At 63.5% G+C, this 15,195-nt stretch carries 10 protein-coding genes; 6 read left to right on the forward strand and 4 right to left on the reverse strand.

All coding sequences use genetic code 11. The features are described 5' to 3' along the window. Nucleotides 1–134: 134 nt before the first annotated feature. Together metH and metF are read right to left on the reverse strand one after the other, a co-directional pair. Complete coding sequence (metH, locus tag BM190_RS11225) at nt 135–3,986, reverse strand: methionine synthase (RefSeq protein ID WP_092254350.1); 3,852 nt, start codon at nt 3,984–3,986, stop codon at nt 135–137. Between the two features lie 6 nt (nt 3,987–3,992). Further along, on the reverse strand, nt 3,993–4,913 hold the full coding sequence (gene metF, locus BM190_RS11230; RefSeq protein WP_092254352.1) for a methylenetetrahydrofolate reductase [NAD(P)H]: 921 nt from the start codon (nt 4,911–4,913) through the stop codon (nt 3,993–3,995). A 398-nt stretch (nt 4,914–5,311) separates the two neighbouring features. On the opposite strand from metF, the gene BM190_RS11235 reads away from it, so the two are divergent. Beyond that, nucleotides 5,312–6,331 (forward strand): LLM class flavin-dependent oxidoreductase, encoded by a 1,020-nt coding sequence (locus BM190_RS11235; protein WP_018318804.1) that lies wholly within the window; start codon nt 5,312–5,314, stop codon nt 6,329–6,331. A gap of 127 nt (nt 6,332–6,458) precedes the next feature. Here the strand turns inward: BM190_RS11235 and BM190_RS11240 are convergent, their stop codons facing one another. Further along, complete coding sequence (locus BM190_RS11240; protein WP_092254353.1) at nt 6,459–7,319, reverse strand: prephenate dehydratase; 861 nt, start codon at nt 7,317–7,319, stop codon at nt 6,459–6,461. A 38-nt stretch (nt 7,320–7,357) separates the two neighbouring features. After that, nucleotides 7,358–8,098, reverse strand: coding sequence for a 3-deoxy-manno-octulosonate cytidylyltransferase (locus BM190_RS11245; protein WP_018318802.1), 741 nt, complete (start codon nt 8,096–8,098; stop codon nt 7,358–7,360). A gap of 234 nt (nt 8,099–8,332) precedes the next feature. On the opposite strand from BM190_RS11245, the gene BM190_RS11250 reads away from it, so the two are divergent. The 5 genes from BM190_RS11250 (at nt 8,333) to BM190_RS11270 (ending at nt 15,191) form a co-directional block, all read left to right on the forward strand. After that, the gene (locus BM190_RS11250) at nt 8,333–8,887 is read left to right on the forward strand and encodes a c-type cytochrome (protein ID WP_092254355.1); all 555 of its coding nucleotides are present in this window, start codon (nt 8,333–8,335) and stop codon (nt 8,885–8,887) included. Nucleotides 8,888–9,098: 211 nt separating this feature from the next. After that, on the forward strand, nt 9,099–11,000 hold the full coding sequence (locus BM190_RS11255) for an extracellular solute-binding protein (protein WP_092254357.1): 1,902 nt from the start codon (nt 9,099–9,101) through the stop codon (nt 10,998–11,000). A gap of 14 nt (nt 11,001–11,014) precedes the next feature. Then, the gene (locus BM190_RS11260) at nt 11,015–12,901 is read left to right on the forward strand and encodes an extracellular solute-binding protein (protein WP_092254359.1); all 1,887 of its coding nucleotides are present in this window, start codon (nt 11,015–11,017) and stop codon (nt 12,899–12,901) included. A 2-nt stretch (nt 12,902–12,903) separates the two neighbouring features. After that, nucleotides 12,904–14,013: a microcin C ABC transporter permease YejB gene (locus BM190_RS11265; protein WP_092254361.1), complete on the forward strand. Its 1,110-nt coding sequence runs from the start codon at nt 12,904–12,906 to the stop codon at nt 14,011–14,013. Then, a complete protein-coding gene (locus tag BM190_RS11270) occupies nt 14,013–15,191 on the forward strand; it encodes an ABC transporter permease (RefSeq protein WP_026202073.1) in 1,179 nt (392 codons plus the stop codon). The genes BM190_RS11265 and BM190_RS11270 overlap by 1 nt, the downstream gene beginning before the upstream one ends. Nucleotides 15,192–15,195: the final 4 nt, after the last annotated feature.

A 15,195-nucleotide genomic window follows, 5' to 3' on the forward strand; every position in this document is an offset into this window, starting at 1 on the left:
GGAATATTACAGGTGTTTTGCCCGACGCTGCAAATGCGGCCTCGGGGGGCCGAAATCGCTCAATCTTTTCAACCCCATCGCTACTGTGCATGGGGTTGTTTTTCAGATTTTTGGTTTTGCAGCGAGAGCGGGGCCTATCCCGCGCCCGCGCGCTTCTTCTGCCAGACCAGATGCACCGCGCAGGTGCAACCCGGCGGATGCGAGGCGAGATCCTTCGACGTCTCGTCGTTCGCCGCCGTTGCGGCAAAGGCCTTGTCACTGTCCTCTCGCGACGGGATGTAGTTCAGCACCGGCGCGAGCCAGCGCTCGGCTTCCGCGACGCTCATGCCCTTGCGCGCGGCGTAGTCCTCGACCTGGTCGCGCTCGATCTTGCCGACGCCGAAATAATAGCTCTCGGGGCTGGCGAAATAGAGCCCGGACACGCTGGAGCCTGGCCACATCGCAAAGCTCTCGGTGAGCTTCACGCCGCAGGTCGCTTCCGCATCGAGCAGCTCGAACAGCGTCGCCTTCTCGGTGTGGTCGGGCTGCGCGGGATAGCCCGGCGCGGGGCGGATGCCCTGATACTTCTCGAGGATCAGCTCGTCGTTGGAGAGCGCCTCGTCGGGCGCGTAAGCCCAGAACTCGCGGCGCACGCGCGCATGCATGCGCTCGGCAAAGGCTTCCGCGAGCCGATCGGCCAGCGCCTTGCACAGGATCGAGGAGTAATCGTCGTTGGCCATCTTGAAGCGATCGGCGACCGCGTCCTCGCCGATGCCGGCCGTCACGACGAAGCCGCCGACATAGTCGGGCACGCCCGCAGGCGCGACGAAGTCGGCGAGCGCCGCGTTGAAGCGGCCTTCGCGCTTCTCGAGCTGCTGGCGCAGCGTGTGCAGCGTCGCGATCTTCTTCGTGCGGCTCTCGTCGGCAAAGAGCGCGATGTCGTCGCCTTCGGCATTCGCCGGCCAGAAGCCGATCGTCGCGCGCGCCCGGAACCATTTTTCCTTGACGATGGTGTCGAGCATCTTGCGCGCGTCGTCATGGAGCGAGCGCGCGACCTCGCCGACCTTGGCATCGTCGAGGATCGCGGGAAAGCGCCCCGCGAGCTCCCAGGTCTGGAAGAACGGCGTCCAGTCGATGCAATCGACCAGCTCGGCGAGGTCGTAGTCGTCAAAGCTACGGATGCCGAGGAAGGTCGGCTTCACCGGCTTGTTCTTGGCAAAGTCCACCGGCACGCGATTGGCGCGGGCGGCTTCCAGCTTCAGCCGCTTCTTGTCGGCCTGCGCGCGCAGATGAGCGTCCGAGATCTTGGCGTATTCGGCACGTACCTCGGCGGCATAGGCGTCGCGCTTCTCGGGCGAGAGCAGCGAGGACGCAACGCCGACGGCGCGGCTGGCGTCGTTGACATGCACGACGGGGCCGGCGCGATAGCTCGGGTCGATCTTGACGGCGGTATGCACGCGGCTCGTGGTGGCGCCGCCGATCAGCAGCGGCAGCTTGAGGCCCTCGCGCTGCAGTTCGCCGGCGAAGAACGCCATCTCGTCGAGCGAGGGCGTGATCAGGCCGGAGAGACCGACGATGTCGGCCTTCTCCGCCTTCACGGTCTCGACGATCTTGGCGGCGGGCACCATCACGCCGAGGTCGATGACCTCGAAATTGTTGCACTGGAGCACGATGCCGACGATGTTCTTGCCGATGTCGTGGACGTCGCCCTTGACGGTCGCGAGCACGATCTTGCCGGCGGAGGAGGAGCCTTCCGTGCCGACGCCGTTGGCGAGGTTGCGCGCCTTCTCTTCTTCCATGAACGGCATCAGCCAGGCCACCGCCTGCTTCATCACGCGGGCGGATTTCACCACCTGCGGCAGGAACATCTTGCCGTCGCCGAAGAGGTCGCCGACCACGTTCATGCCGGCCATCAGCGGGCCCTCGATCACGTCGAGCGGACGCGAGGACTGCTTGCGCGCCTCTTCGGTGTCCTGCTCGATGAACTCGGTGATTCCATGCACCAGCGAATGCGACAGCCGCTTTTCCACCGGCCATTCGCGCCAGGCGAGATCGGCCTCCTTGGCCTGGGTCTTGTTGCCGCGGAATTTCTCGGCCAGCGCCAGCAGGCGCTCGGACGCGCCCGGATCGCGGTTGAGGACGACGTCCTCGCACACCTGCCGCAGCTCCGGATCGATGTCGTCATAGACGATCATCTGGCCGGCATTGACGATGCCCATGTCCATGCCGGCCTTGATGGCGTGATACAGGAACACCGAGTGCATGGCCTCGCGCACCGGCTCGTTGCCGCGGAACGAGAACGACAGATTGGAGACGCCGCCCGAGATGTGCGCGCCAGGCAGGTTCCGGCGGATCCAGCGCGTCGCCTCGATGAAGTCGACGCCGTAATTGTTGTGCTCCTCGATGCCGGTCGCGATCGCGAAGACGTTGGGATCGAAGATGATGTCTTCAGGCGGGAAGCCGACCTTGTTCACCAGGATGTCGTAGGCGCGCTTGCAGATTTCGGTCTTGCGCGCGAACGTATCGGCCTGGCCGACCTCGTCGAACGCCATCACGACGACAGCCGCGCCATGACGGCGGGCGATCTTGGCCTCGTGAATGAACTTCTCCTCGCCTTCCTTCATCGAGATCGAGTTGACGACCGGCTTGCCCTGCACGCATTTCAGGCCGGCTTCGATCACGGAGAACTTGGAGGAGTCTACCATCACGGGGACGCGGGCGATGTCGGGCTCGGCGGCGACGAGGTTGAGGAACGTCACCATCGCAGCTTCGGAGTCGAGCAGGCCCTCGTCCATGTTGATGTCGATAACTACCGCGCCGTTCTCGACCTGGTCGCGCGCGACCTGCAGCGCCGCCGTGTAGTCGCCGGCGGTGATCAGCTTGCGGAAACGGGCGGAGCCCGTGACGTTGGTGCGCTCGCCGACGTTCACGAACGGGATTGCGTCGGTCAGGATGAAGGGCTCGAGGCCGGAGAGCCGCAGGCGCGATGCGATCTCCGGCACGATGCGCGGCTTGTGCGGGGCGACCGCAGCGGCGATCGCCGCGATATGGTCCGGCGTGGTGCCGCAGCAGCCGCCGACGATGTTGACGAGGCCATCGCGCGCGAACTCGCCGACTAGGCGCGCCATGTATTCCGGCGTCTCGTCATACTGGCCGAACTCGTTGGGCAGGCCGGCGTTGGGATAGGCACACACCAGCGTGTCGGCGACGCGGCCGATATCAGCAATGTGCGCGCGGAGGTCTTCGGCGCCGAGCGCGCAGTTGAAGCCGATGGTCACAGGCTTGGCGTGCCGCACCGAATGCCAGAACGCTTCCGGCATCTGGCCGGACAGCAGGCGGCCGGACTTGTCGGTGATGGTGCCCGACACCATCACGGGCATGTCGATGCCGCGTTCTTCGGTGATCTCGGCGATCGCATAGAGCGCCGCCTTGGCGTTCAGCGTGTCGAAGATGGTCTCGACCAGCAGCAGGTCGACGCCGCCGTCGAGCATGCCACGGATCTGCTCGCCATAGGATTTGCGCAAATCGTCGAAGGTGACGGCGCGGTAGCCGGGGTTGGACACGTCGGGGGAGATCGAGGCGGTGCGGTTGGTCGGACCGATGGCGCCCGCGACGAAACGCGGCTTGCCGTCCTCCGCCTCGACGCGCCGCGCGGCATTGCCGGCGAGGCGGGCGCCTTCGCGCGCCATCTCGTAGACGATGTCGGTGAGGTCGTAATCGGCCTGCGCGATCGAGGTCGTGGAGAAGGTATTGGTCGCGACGATGTCGGCTCCCGCGCGCAAATACGCCGCGTGGATGTCCTCGATTGCCTGCGGCTGGGTCAGGATCAACAAATCGTTGTTGCCGCGCAGGTCGCGATGAAAGTCCTTGAAGCGCTCGCCGCGGAAGGCGGTCTCGTCGAACTGCAGGTTCTGAATCATCGTGCCCATGGCGCCGTCGAGCACCAGGATGCGCTCGCGCGCGGCGTTGAGCAGGGCAGTTCGCTTGGCGGAAACGGGTACGGTCATTTTCTCTTACGCAGCCTTCTGAGCGCTCTTGGCACGGATGCCGAGCAAATGGCTGATCGCGAACACGAGATCGGCGCGGTTCATGGTGTAGAAATGGAAGGTGTCGACGCCGTGCTTGGCGAGCTTCTGCACCTGGCCGGCCGCGACGGTTGCGGCCACCAGCTTGCGGGTCTCGGCGTCGTCATCGAGGCCTTCGAATTTCGCGGCGAACCAGTCGGGCACGGTGGTGCCGGCGCGCGTCACGAAGGCTCTCGCCTGCTTGAAATTGTGCATGGGCATGATGCCCGGCACGATCGGGATGTCGATGCCGCGGGCGCGGACGCGGTCGAGATAGCGGAAGTAGAGGTCGTTGTCGAAGAACACCTGGGTGATCGCGCGCGTCGCGCCGGCATCGACCTTGGCCTTCAGCGTGTCGATGTCGTCATCGAAGTCGCGCGCTTCAGGATGCTTCTCGGGATAGGCCGACACCGACACTTCGATATCGCCGTGTCGCTTCTTGATCCCGGCGATGAGCTCGGGGGAGCTCTGATAGCCGTCGGGATGACTGGAATAGGGCGTGCCGATGCCGCCGGCGGGATCACCGCGCAAGGCGACGATGTGGCGGACACCGACCTCGTGATAGCGATCGACGATCTCGTCGATCTCGCCGCGCGAGGCGCCGACGCAGGTCAGATGCGCCGCCGGCAGCAGCGCGGTCTCCTTCAGGATGCGGGCGATGGTCGAATGGGTGCGCTCGCGGGTCGAGCCGCCGGCGCCATAGGTCACCGAGACGAATTTCGGGTCGAGCGGGGCGAGCCGGTTGATGGTCTCCCAGAGATTGCGCTCCATATCTTCCGTCTTGGGCGGAAAGAACTCGAAGGAGATCGCTGGCCGCTTCAGGTGCCCATCTTGCCCGTCGGCTCGGGCAGGAATCGTCAGATCGGTCATGGCACCACTCGCTCCAGATGTGCCGCCAGATCCTGGCGGCCAACGGTCAGGTCTAGCTTGGGAAAGCCTATGATAGGGCAAAGGCGGTTTGATCGACAGCCCATCAATGATGGGAAATGGCCCACTTCTGCCGGCAATGGCTGAATTATTGAATGTCTACCGGTTTGAGTGGGATGCCGGTATCCTCATAATAATTTGCCTATTTCAAAGAGTTATAGAGGTTTTGATGGTTGTCTGAGGCAGATAGCGTAGGTGGGCAGAATGGAATCAATTTTGCTAGGGTTGCCTTTAGCCCACCATCTCGGTTCGGTCCGGTGCGCGGGCTCGCGGCCTGCACACGTCAGATCTGCGCAGCCGCCCCATTGTCGCCGCGCGGCCCTCCACTAGGTTAGCGCGCCATGATCCCGCTCTCCGTCCTCGATCTCTCCGTCGTCACCACAGGCACCAAGCCCGCCGCGGCGCTGCGCAACAGCATCGACCTGGCGCGCCATGTCGATGGCCTCGGCTATGTCCGGTACTGGCTCGCCGAGCACCACAACCTCGCCTCGGTCGCGAGCCCAGCGCCCGACGTCATGATCGGCCAGATCGCGGCGGTGACGAAGCATATCCGCGTCGGCTCCGGCGGGGTGATGCTGCCCAATCACGCGCCGCTGGTGGTGGCCGAGCGCTTCAAGATGCTGGAGGCGCTGTTTCCCGGCCGCATCGACCTCGGCCTTGGCCGGGCGCCCGGCACCGACGGAGCGACCGCTTATGCGCTCCGCAGCCGACTTGATCGCCGCGAGGGCGACGATTTCCTGGAGCGGCTGCACGAACTGATTCTGTGGGAGACCCGCGAATTTCCCGCAGGGCATCCCTACAACAACGTCGTCGCCATGCCCGACGACACCAAACTGCCGCCGGTCTGGCTGCTCGGCTCCAGCGATTATTCCTCGGAGCTCGCCGCACAGGTCGGCATGGGCTTCGCCTTCGCGCATCATTTTGCGTCCCACGATGCGGTCGATGCGATGGTGCATTATCGCAACCGCTTCCAGCCCTCGGCCTGGCGTGCGACGCCCCACGCGATCCTCGCGATCGCCGTCATCGCCGCCGATACCGACGAGGAGGCCGAACGGCTCGCCAGCTCGTTCGACCTCAACCGGCTGCGCCGCGACCGCGGTCAATATCTGCCGCTGCCGAGCGTCGAGGAGGCGGTGGCCTATCCTTACTCCGACTCCGAGCGCACCTCGATCCTGCGCAACCGCTCGCGCCTGTTCGTCGGCAGCCCCGCGACGGTGCAGAAGAAACTGCAGCCACTGATCGACGCGAGCAAGCCGGATGAGCTGATGGTGATCACGGCGGTGTACGATCACGAGGCGCGGAAGAAGTCGTATTCGCTGCTCGCGGAGGCCTTCGGGTTGGTGAAGCCGGCGGCCGTATAGGAGCTGCCGTGCCCCGGACGCAGCGCAACGCCTTTCAGCGGTACGCTGCTGAGCCGGGGCCCATCGCAGCGCCGGTTCGCGTCGCCCCTGTGTCCCGGCTCGCGCTTCGCGCGTCCGGGACACGAGATCAATCCTGCTGCGTCTCGTTGAACGTGGCGCGGAAGGGGTGGCCGGGATACACACCGACGATGCGGAATTCGCGCGAGAAGAATTTCAGCTCCTCGATCGCGAAGGCGAGGCCCTTGTCTTCAGGGTGGCCGTCGACGTCGGCGTAGAACTGCGTGGCGAAGAAATTGCCGTCGACCATGTAGCTCTCGAGCTTGGTCATGTTGACGCCGTTGGTGGCAAAGCCGCCGAGCGCCTTGTAGAGCGCGGCCGGCAAATTGCGCACCCGGAACACAAAAGTCGTGACCAGCGGGCCGGAGCCTTGCGCGGCCCATTTCGGCGCGCGCGCCAGCACCACGAAACGCGTGGTGTTGTGCGCCTCGTCCTCGATGTCCTCGGCGAGGATGTCGAGGCCGTAGATCTTGGCAGCGAGACGGGAGGCGATCGCGGCCACCGTCTTGTCCTTGCGCTCGGAGATGTCACGAGCACTGCCGGCGGTGTCGGCATGCACGATGGGCTTGATGCCGAGCTTGCGGATGATGCGCCGGCACTGGCCAAGCGCATGCACATGGCTCTCGACGCTCTTGATGTCGTCGAGCTTGGTGCCCTTCACCGCCATCAACTGATGCCGGACGGGCAAAAACCATTCACCGACGATGAAGAGGCCGGAGGCCGGCAAGAGATGATGGATGTCGGCGACGCGGCCGGCGACCGAATTCTCGATCGGGATCATGCCGAGATCGGCCTCGCCGGAGGAGATCGCCGACAGCGCATCCTCGAAGGTGGCGCAGGGCATCGGCTCGGCGTCGGGATAGGCCTCGACGATGGCGATGTGGGAATTGGCCCCGGGCTCGCCCTGGAATGCGATCTTCATCTTGCTCATGTCTTAAAAATGCTCCTGGTCGGCCTTGTAACAGCGGCTCAGGATTTGGAAAGGATGCTGCGGGCGGTTTCCAGGTCCGCAGGCGTGTCGACCCCGCGGGGTACGGTGTCGACGATGGTGAAGTCGATGCGCATTCCCGCCTCGAGCGCCCGGAGCTGTTCGAGCTTCTCCTGCAATTCCAGCGGCGAGGGTGGCAGCGAAACGTAACGCTCCAGCGCCGCGCGGCGATAGGCGTAGAGGCCGATATGGTGGTAACGCGGTCCGTCGCCGGTCGGCGCGGTCGCGCGAGTGAAATAAAGTGCACGCATGCGCCTGCCGCCGAGCGAGGTTCCGATCGCCTTCACGACGCTCGGAGCGAGATCCTCCTCCTCGGTGTGGATCTGCGAGGCCAGCGTCGCGATGTCCACGGCCGGGTCTTGCAGCGGCGGCAGCACCTCGCGGATGTTGCCGATCGTGATCGTCGGGAAATCCCCCTGCAGATTGACCACGATCTCCGCCTTGCCGTCCGGATCGAGCTTCTGCATGGCCTCGTGGATGCGGTCGGAGCCGGAGGGGTGTGTCGGGCTGGTCATCACGGCCTCGCCGCCATGGGCCGTCACGACCGCAGCGATCTCGGGCGTATCGGTCGCGACTGCGACCCGGCCTATACCTGCGGCCTCGGCGCGGCGCAGCACATGCACGATCATCGGCAATCCCGCGATGTCAGCGAGTGGCTTGCCGGGCAGGCGGGTGGCGGCCATGCGGGCCGGGATCAGCACCAGGATGCGAGGATCGATCATTGGGTCTAGAGATCTGAGGTCAAGAGCCTGAAAACGGGGCGTTTTCCGCGCCGAGAAATGGAGCGGGGACGGCCGAAAGCCGGGTCGCTTATACGGGTTGCCAGACCCCGGGCAAACCGATATCTCAATGGCAAAACTCGGGGAAACGATAAGGAACGTTTTGATTCTCCCGAGGCTCGTCCTGGCGGCCGCCCGGCCGCTCGATCCTTCTTGCGGTGTGGGGCCTGGCCGGAAATGGACTCTTTCGAACTCAATAAAATCATGGGTGCCGTGCTTGGTACCTGTCTCTTTCTCTTGGTGACCAGCTTTACCGCCCAGGCTCTTTTCTCGCCCAAGATGCCGGAAAAGCCGGGCTTCGAGATCGCCGTGAAGGAAGATGCCGGCCACGGCAAGGAAGGCGGCGCTGCCGCTGCGGCCTCCGAGCCGATCGAAAAGCTGCTCCAGACCGCCTCCGTCGAAAAGGGCGCAGCGGCCGCCAAGAAGTGCGGAGCCTGCCACACTTTCGAGAAGGGGGGCCCGAATCGCGTCGGTCCGAACCTCTATGGCGTCGTCGGCGAGAAGAGGGGTGAGGGCCGCGGCGGCTTCAATTTCTCCGCTGCCATGAAGGGCAAGGGCGGGACCTGGACATTCGACGACCTCAACAAGTTCATTGCCAATCCGAAGGGCTTCATCCCGGGCACTGCGATGGGCTTCGCCGGTATTGCCAAGGATTCCGAGCGCGCCGATGTCATTGCCTATCTGAATTCGCTGTCAGAGCATCCTCAGCCGCTGCCGACCGCGTCGAAGTAAGCCTCAAGAACCCGATCTTGGAACATGCGGCCAGGCTGAAAAGCCTGGCCGTTTCCTTATCCGGGCCTCGCAGTGAGTTTATCGGGGCGTTTGGCCGCATCCGACGGGCCGTCCGGCCTTCCAAGATGAGGAAAAAGCAACATATTCGGTCGAAACCTCGCCTATATTGGGAACTTAAAGGAGTAGCCTCCTTCAAGACAGGAATGTTGATTTGGCCATCACTCGACGTGATCTCCTGCTCACCGGCACTGCGGCCGCAGCGCTCCCCGCCCTCGGTTCCGTAGCGGGCCTTTCCGTCGTCGGCAGTGCCGAGGCGCAATCGGCGAATGAGCTTCCCTGGCGCCATGCCTTGTCGCTGTTCGGAAAGGTCAAGTACCCCGCCGACTTCAAGCGCTTCGACTACGTCAATCCGGAAGCGCCCAAGGGCGGCGTCGCGCGCCAGATCGCCGTCGGCACCTTTGACAACCTCAACATCGTGGTATCGGGTGTGAAGGGCCAGGTCGCCGGTGCCGTCGCTTTCATCTATGAATCGCTCCTCACGCAGTCGCTCGACGAGGTCTCGACCGAGTACGGTGCGCTGGCCGAAGCCGTCAGCCACCCCGACGATTTCTCCTTCGTCACCTACCGCTTGCGGCCCCAGGCCAAATGGCACGACGGCAAGCCGGTCACCGCCGATGACGTGATCTTCTCGCTCGAGTCCTTCAAGAAGCACCATCCGATGTACTCGGCCTATTACAGCCATGTGGTGAAGGCCGAGAAGGTCAGCGAGCGCGAGGTGAAGTTCGTGTTCGACGCGCCGGGAAATCGCGAGCTGCCGCAGATCGTCGGGCAGCTCATCGTCCTGCCGAAGCATTGGTGGGAGGGGACTGACGCGCAGGGGCGCAAGCGGGACGTGTCCGCCACCACGCTCGAGGTGCCGCTCGGCTCCGGTCCCTACAAGATCAAGGATTTCGTCGCCGGACGGTCGATCGCTATGGAGCGCGTCAAGGATTATTGGGGCCGCGATTTGCCGGCCAATGTTGGCCGCAACAATTTCGACGAGCTTCGCTACGAATATTTCCGCGATGCCACCGTCGCGATCGAGGCCTTCAAGGCCGACCAGGTCGACTGGCGTACCGAGAACAGTGCGAAGAACTGGGCGACCGCCTACGACTTCCCGGCCGTGAGTGAGAAGCGCGTGATCCTCGAGGAATTCGCCAATCGCAGCTCAGGTGTCATGCAGGCTTTCGTGCCGAACCTGCGCCGCGGCAAGTTCAGCGATCCCCGCGTGCGGCGTGCACTTAACTACGCGTTCGACTTCGAGGAGATGAACAAGCAGATCTTCTACGGCCAGTACAAGCGCATCAGCAGCTATTTCGATGGCATCGACGAGCTCATGGCAACCGGCTTGCCGCAGGGCAAGGAGCTCGAGATCCTCGAGACCGTCCGCACCCAGGTGCCGCCCGAAGTCTTCACCACGGCCTACACCAATCCGGTCGGCGGCAGTCCGGAAGCCGTGCGCGACAATCTGCGCGAGGCGCTGCGCCTGTTCAAGGAGGCCGGCTACGAGGTGCGCGACCGCAAGCTGACCGACGTCAAGACCGGCGCGCAGTTCACGCTCGAACTGCTGAACTCGGATCCGAGCTTCGAGCGGATCACGCTGTTCTACAAGCCGTCCCTGGAGCGGCTCGGCATTGCCGTCAACGTGCGGACGGTCGACCCGACCCAGTACGAGAACAGGACGCGCGAGTGGGATTTCGACATCGTCACAAACTCGTGGGGCGAGTCGCAGTCGCCAGGCAACGAGCAGCGCGAGTTCTGGTCGACCAAGACGGCTGACATCGCCGGCTCGCGCAACATTGCGGGCATCAAGAATCCCGCAATCGACAAGCTGATCGAGCGGGTCATCTACGCTACCGATCGGGACGATCTCGTCGCGGCCACCAAGGCACTCGACCGCGTGCTGCTGTGGAATCACTACGTCGTGCCGCAATGGACTTATAACAAGGTGCGGACGGCACGCTGGGATCGCTTCGGCCGGCCGACGGAAATGCCGAAATACGGCCAATCCGGCTTCCCGTTCATCTGGTGGTACGACGCAGAGAAGGCGGCGCGGATCGCAAAGAAGTCGTGAAGGACATTCCCCGCATGACGCAGATGTCACGCCGCCACGTGCTGGCCCTCGGTGTCGGCGGCACCCTCGGGATGTCGCTGGGCGCGCAGCCGTGGCGCGGAGCGCATGCATCGGAAGCGGGGATCGAGGCTCACGGTATCTCGGCGTTCGGCGATCTCAAATATCCCGCCGACTTCCACCATTTCGACTACGTCAACGTCGATGCGCCGAAAGGCGGGACGTTCTCACTCATTCCGTCGGTGCGCGCCTACAACCAATCCTACCAGACCTTCAACTCGCTCAACGCCTTCATCCTGAAGGGCGACGGCGCTCAGGGCATGGACATGACGTTTGCGCCACTGATGGTGCGCGCAAGCGACGAGCCTGATGCGATGTACGGGCTTGCCGCCAAATCCGTGCAGATATCGCCGGACAAGCTGGTCTACCGCTTCACGATGCGGCCGGAGGCGAAATTCCACGACGGCACGAAGCTCACCGCGCATGATGCGGCGTTTTCGCTGATGACGCTGAAGACCAAGGGACATCCCCTGATCCTCGTGCAGCTGCGCGACATGGTCAGCGCAGAGGCGGTCGACGATGCAACGCTCGTCGTCACCTTTGCCAAGGGCCGGGCGCGCGACGTACCGCTCTATGCCGCCAGCCTGCCGATCTTCTCGAAGGCTTACTACGCGTCTCGCCCGTTCGATGAATCGTCGCTGGAGACCCCGCTGGGCTCCGGTCCGTACAAGGTCGGCAAGTTCGAGGTCAATCGCTATATCGAGTATGAGCGGGTGAAGGACTGGTGGGCTGCCGATCTGCCGCCCTGCCGCGGTACCTATAATTTCGATGTCGTGCGCTATGAGTTCTATCGCGACCGCGACGTCGCTTTCGAAGGGTTTACCGGCAAGAACTATCTCTACCGGGAAGAGTTCACCTCACGCATCTGGGCGACGCGATACGACTTCGCGGCCGTGAAGGATGGCCGCGTCAAGCTCGAGGTCGTGCCCGACGACACGCCGTCCGGCGCGCAGGGCTGGTTCATCAACACCCGGCGCGAGAAATTCAGAGATCCCCGCGTACGTGAGGCCCTGATCGACGCTTTCGACTTCGAATGGACCAACAAGACCATCATGTACGGCGCCTATGCCCGTACGGTGTCACCGTTCCAGAACTCCGATCTCATGGCTAGCAATGGCCCTCCGTCGCCGGAAGAGCTGAAGCTGCTCGAGCCATTCCGCGGGCAGGTTCCCGACGAGGTGTTCGCTGCGTCCTTCGCGCCGCCGGTTTCCGACGGATCGGGGCAGGATCGAGCTCTCTTGCGCAAGTCGCAGCAGCTGCTCAACGAAGCCGGCTTTCCGATCAAGGACGGCAAGCGAATGCTGCCGAGCGGAGAGGTGTTCAAGATTGAATTCCTGGCGGAGGAGCCCTCGCTCCAGCCGCATCACGCGCCGTATATCAAGAACTTGGGGACGCTCGGCATCGAGGCGAGTCTCCGCCTCGTCGATGCCGTGCAATATCGCTCGCGCGTGGAGGATTTCGACTTTGACATGACGATCCAGCGTTTCAGCATGTCGGCGACGCCGGGCGATGCCATGCGCGCGTTCTTCTCCTCGCAGGTCGCGAACACCAAGGGCTCGTACAATCTCGCGGGCGTCGCCAGTCCGGCCATCGACGCCATGATCGAAAAGATCATGGCGGCCGACAGCCGCGAGGAATTAACCATCGCCTGCCGCGCCTTCGACCGCCTGTTCCGCACTGGCCGCTATTGGGTGCCGCAATGGTACAACAAGACGCACCGGCTGGCTTATTGGGATCAGTTCGGTCACCCGCAAAAGCTGCCGCGTTATGCCAATGGCGTCGGCGCGCCCGACATCTGGTGGCATGAACCCGCCAAGGCGGCCAAGCTCGAGCAGGCGAAGTAACCATGAGCGCCTATATCGCCCGCCGCATCCTCCTGATGATTCCGACGCTGCTCGGAATCCTCTTCGTGTCCTTCGTTGTCGTGCAGTTCGCGCCGGGCGGCCCGGTCGAGCGCGTGATCGCGCAGCTCTCCGGGGCCGACACCGGCGGCACTTCGCGGATTTCGGGCGGCAGCGACTTTGCGCAGCGCGCGCCCGGGCAAGTCGGGGCCGGTGGCGACGCCATCAACTCGAAATATCGCGGCGCGCAGGGCCTTGATCCTGACTTCATCAAGAAGCTCGAGGTGCAGTTCGGCTTCGACAAGCCGGCACCGGAACGCTTCGCCCTGATGGTCTGGAATTTCGCCCGCTTCGATTTCGGCAAGAGCTATTTCCGCGACGTCAGCGTTCTGCAACTGATCAAGGAGAAGCTGCCGGTCTCGATCTCGCTCGGCCTGTGGCTGACGCTGATCACCTATCTGATCTCGATTCCACTCGGCATCCGCAAGGCGGTGAAGGACGGCACGCGCTTCGACACCTGGACATCGACCGTTCTCGTGCTGGGCTATGCCATTCCCGGCTTTCTGTTCGCAATCCTCCTCATCATCCTGTTTGCCGGCGGTTCCTTCTTCAATTGGTTTCCGCTGCGCGGACTGACCTCCGACGGCTGGTCGCAGTTTCCCTGGTACTGGAAGATTATCGATTATTTCTGGCATCTGACGCTGCCGTTGATCGCCATGGGGCTCGGTGCCTTCACCACCATGACGTTCCTGACGAAGAATTCGTTCCTGGACGAAATCCGCAAGCAATACGTCATGACTGCGCGCGCCAAGGGCTGCGGCGAGGGCCGGGTGCTTTACGGCCACGTCTTCCGCAATGCGATGCTGATCGTGATCGCGGGCTTCCCCGGGACCTTCATCCACGCGTTCTTTTCGGGCTCGCTTCTGATCGAGACCATCTTCTCGCTCGACGGGCTGGGGCTGCTCAGCTTCGAGAGCGTGCTCAATCGCGACTATCCCGTGGTGTTCGGCACGCTCTACATCTTTTCGCTGGTCGGCCTCGTGATCAATTTGATCTCCGACCTCACCTATATGTGGATCGACCCACGGATCGATTTCGAGGCGCGGGAGGTCTGATGACGGTTACCGCGCCGACGCCGATCGAGACCACGACCCAGTCCCCGCTGGGCGAGGTCGTCCCGATCACGCGCAAGCCCTTCGCGCCTTCACCGCTCAACAGGCGGCGGTGGCAGAACTTCAAGGCGAACCGCCGCGGCTACTGGTCCTTCTGGATATTCATCGCCCTGTTCGTGGTCTCGCTGTTCGCGGAGTTGATCGCCAACGATCGGCCTTTCCTGATCAAGTTCGACGGCCGGCTCTATTGGCCCGCGTTCGTGACCTATTCGGAAACCACCTTCGGCGGCGACTTCGAAACCGCGGCCGACTATCGCGATCCCTATTTGCAGAAGCTGATCAAGGACAAGGGCGGCAGCATCGTCTGGCCCCTGATCCGTTATTCTTACGACACCCACAATCTGGACCTGCCGACGCCTGCGCCGTCACCGCCGACATGGATGCTGACGGAAGCGCAATGCAAGCCGGTGGTGGAGAAGAAGGGGCTGAAGAGTTGCCGCGACCTCGAATATAACTGGCTCGGGACGGACGATCAGGGGCGCGACGTGGTCGCGCGGCTGATCTATGGCTTCCGCATCTCGGTGCTATTCGGCCTTTGCCTCACGATCGTCTCGTCCGTTATCGGCATCGCGGCGGGTGCGGTGCAGGGATATTTCGGCGGCCGGGTCGATCTCATCTTCCAGCGCTTTATCGAGATCTGGACGGCGATTCCCTCGCTCTATCTTCTGCTGATCCTGTCGTCGGTGCTCGTGCCCGGCTTCTTCGTGCTGCTTGGCATCCTCCTGCTATTCTCCTGGGTCTCGCTGGTGGGTCTGGTGCGGGCCGAGTTCCTGCGCGGGCGCAACTTCGAATACATCCAGGCGGCACGGGCGCTCGGCGTCTCCAATCCCGTCATCATGTTCCGCCACCTGTTGCCGAACGCGATGGTCGCGACCATGACGTTTCTGCCCTTCATCGTGTCGAGCTCGGTGATGACGCTGACGGCGCTGGACTTCCTTGGCTTCGGCCTGCCGCCAGGATCGCCTTCGCTCGGCGAATTGCTGTCGCAGGCCAAGGCCAATGTGCAGGCCCCCTGGCTCGGCTTCTCCGGCTTCTTCTCGGTCGCGAGCATGCTGTCGCTCCTGATCTTCATCGGCGAAGCGGTGCGCGACGCCTTCGATCCGCGCAAGACGTTCAGGTAAGGCC

It is taken from the genome of Bradyrhizobium sp. Rc3b, assembly GCF_900114915.1.
Lineage (GTDB): Bacteria > Pseudomonadota > Alphaproteobacteria > Rhizobiales > Xanthobacteraceae > Bradyrhizobium.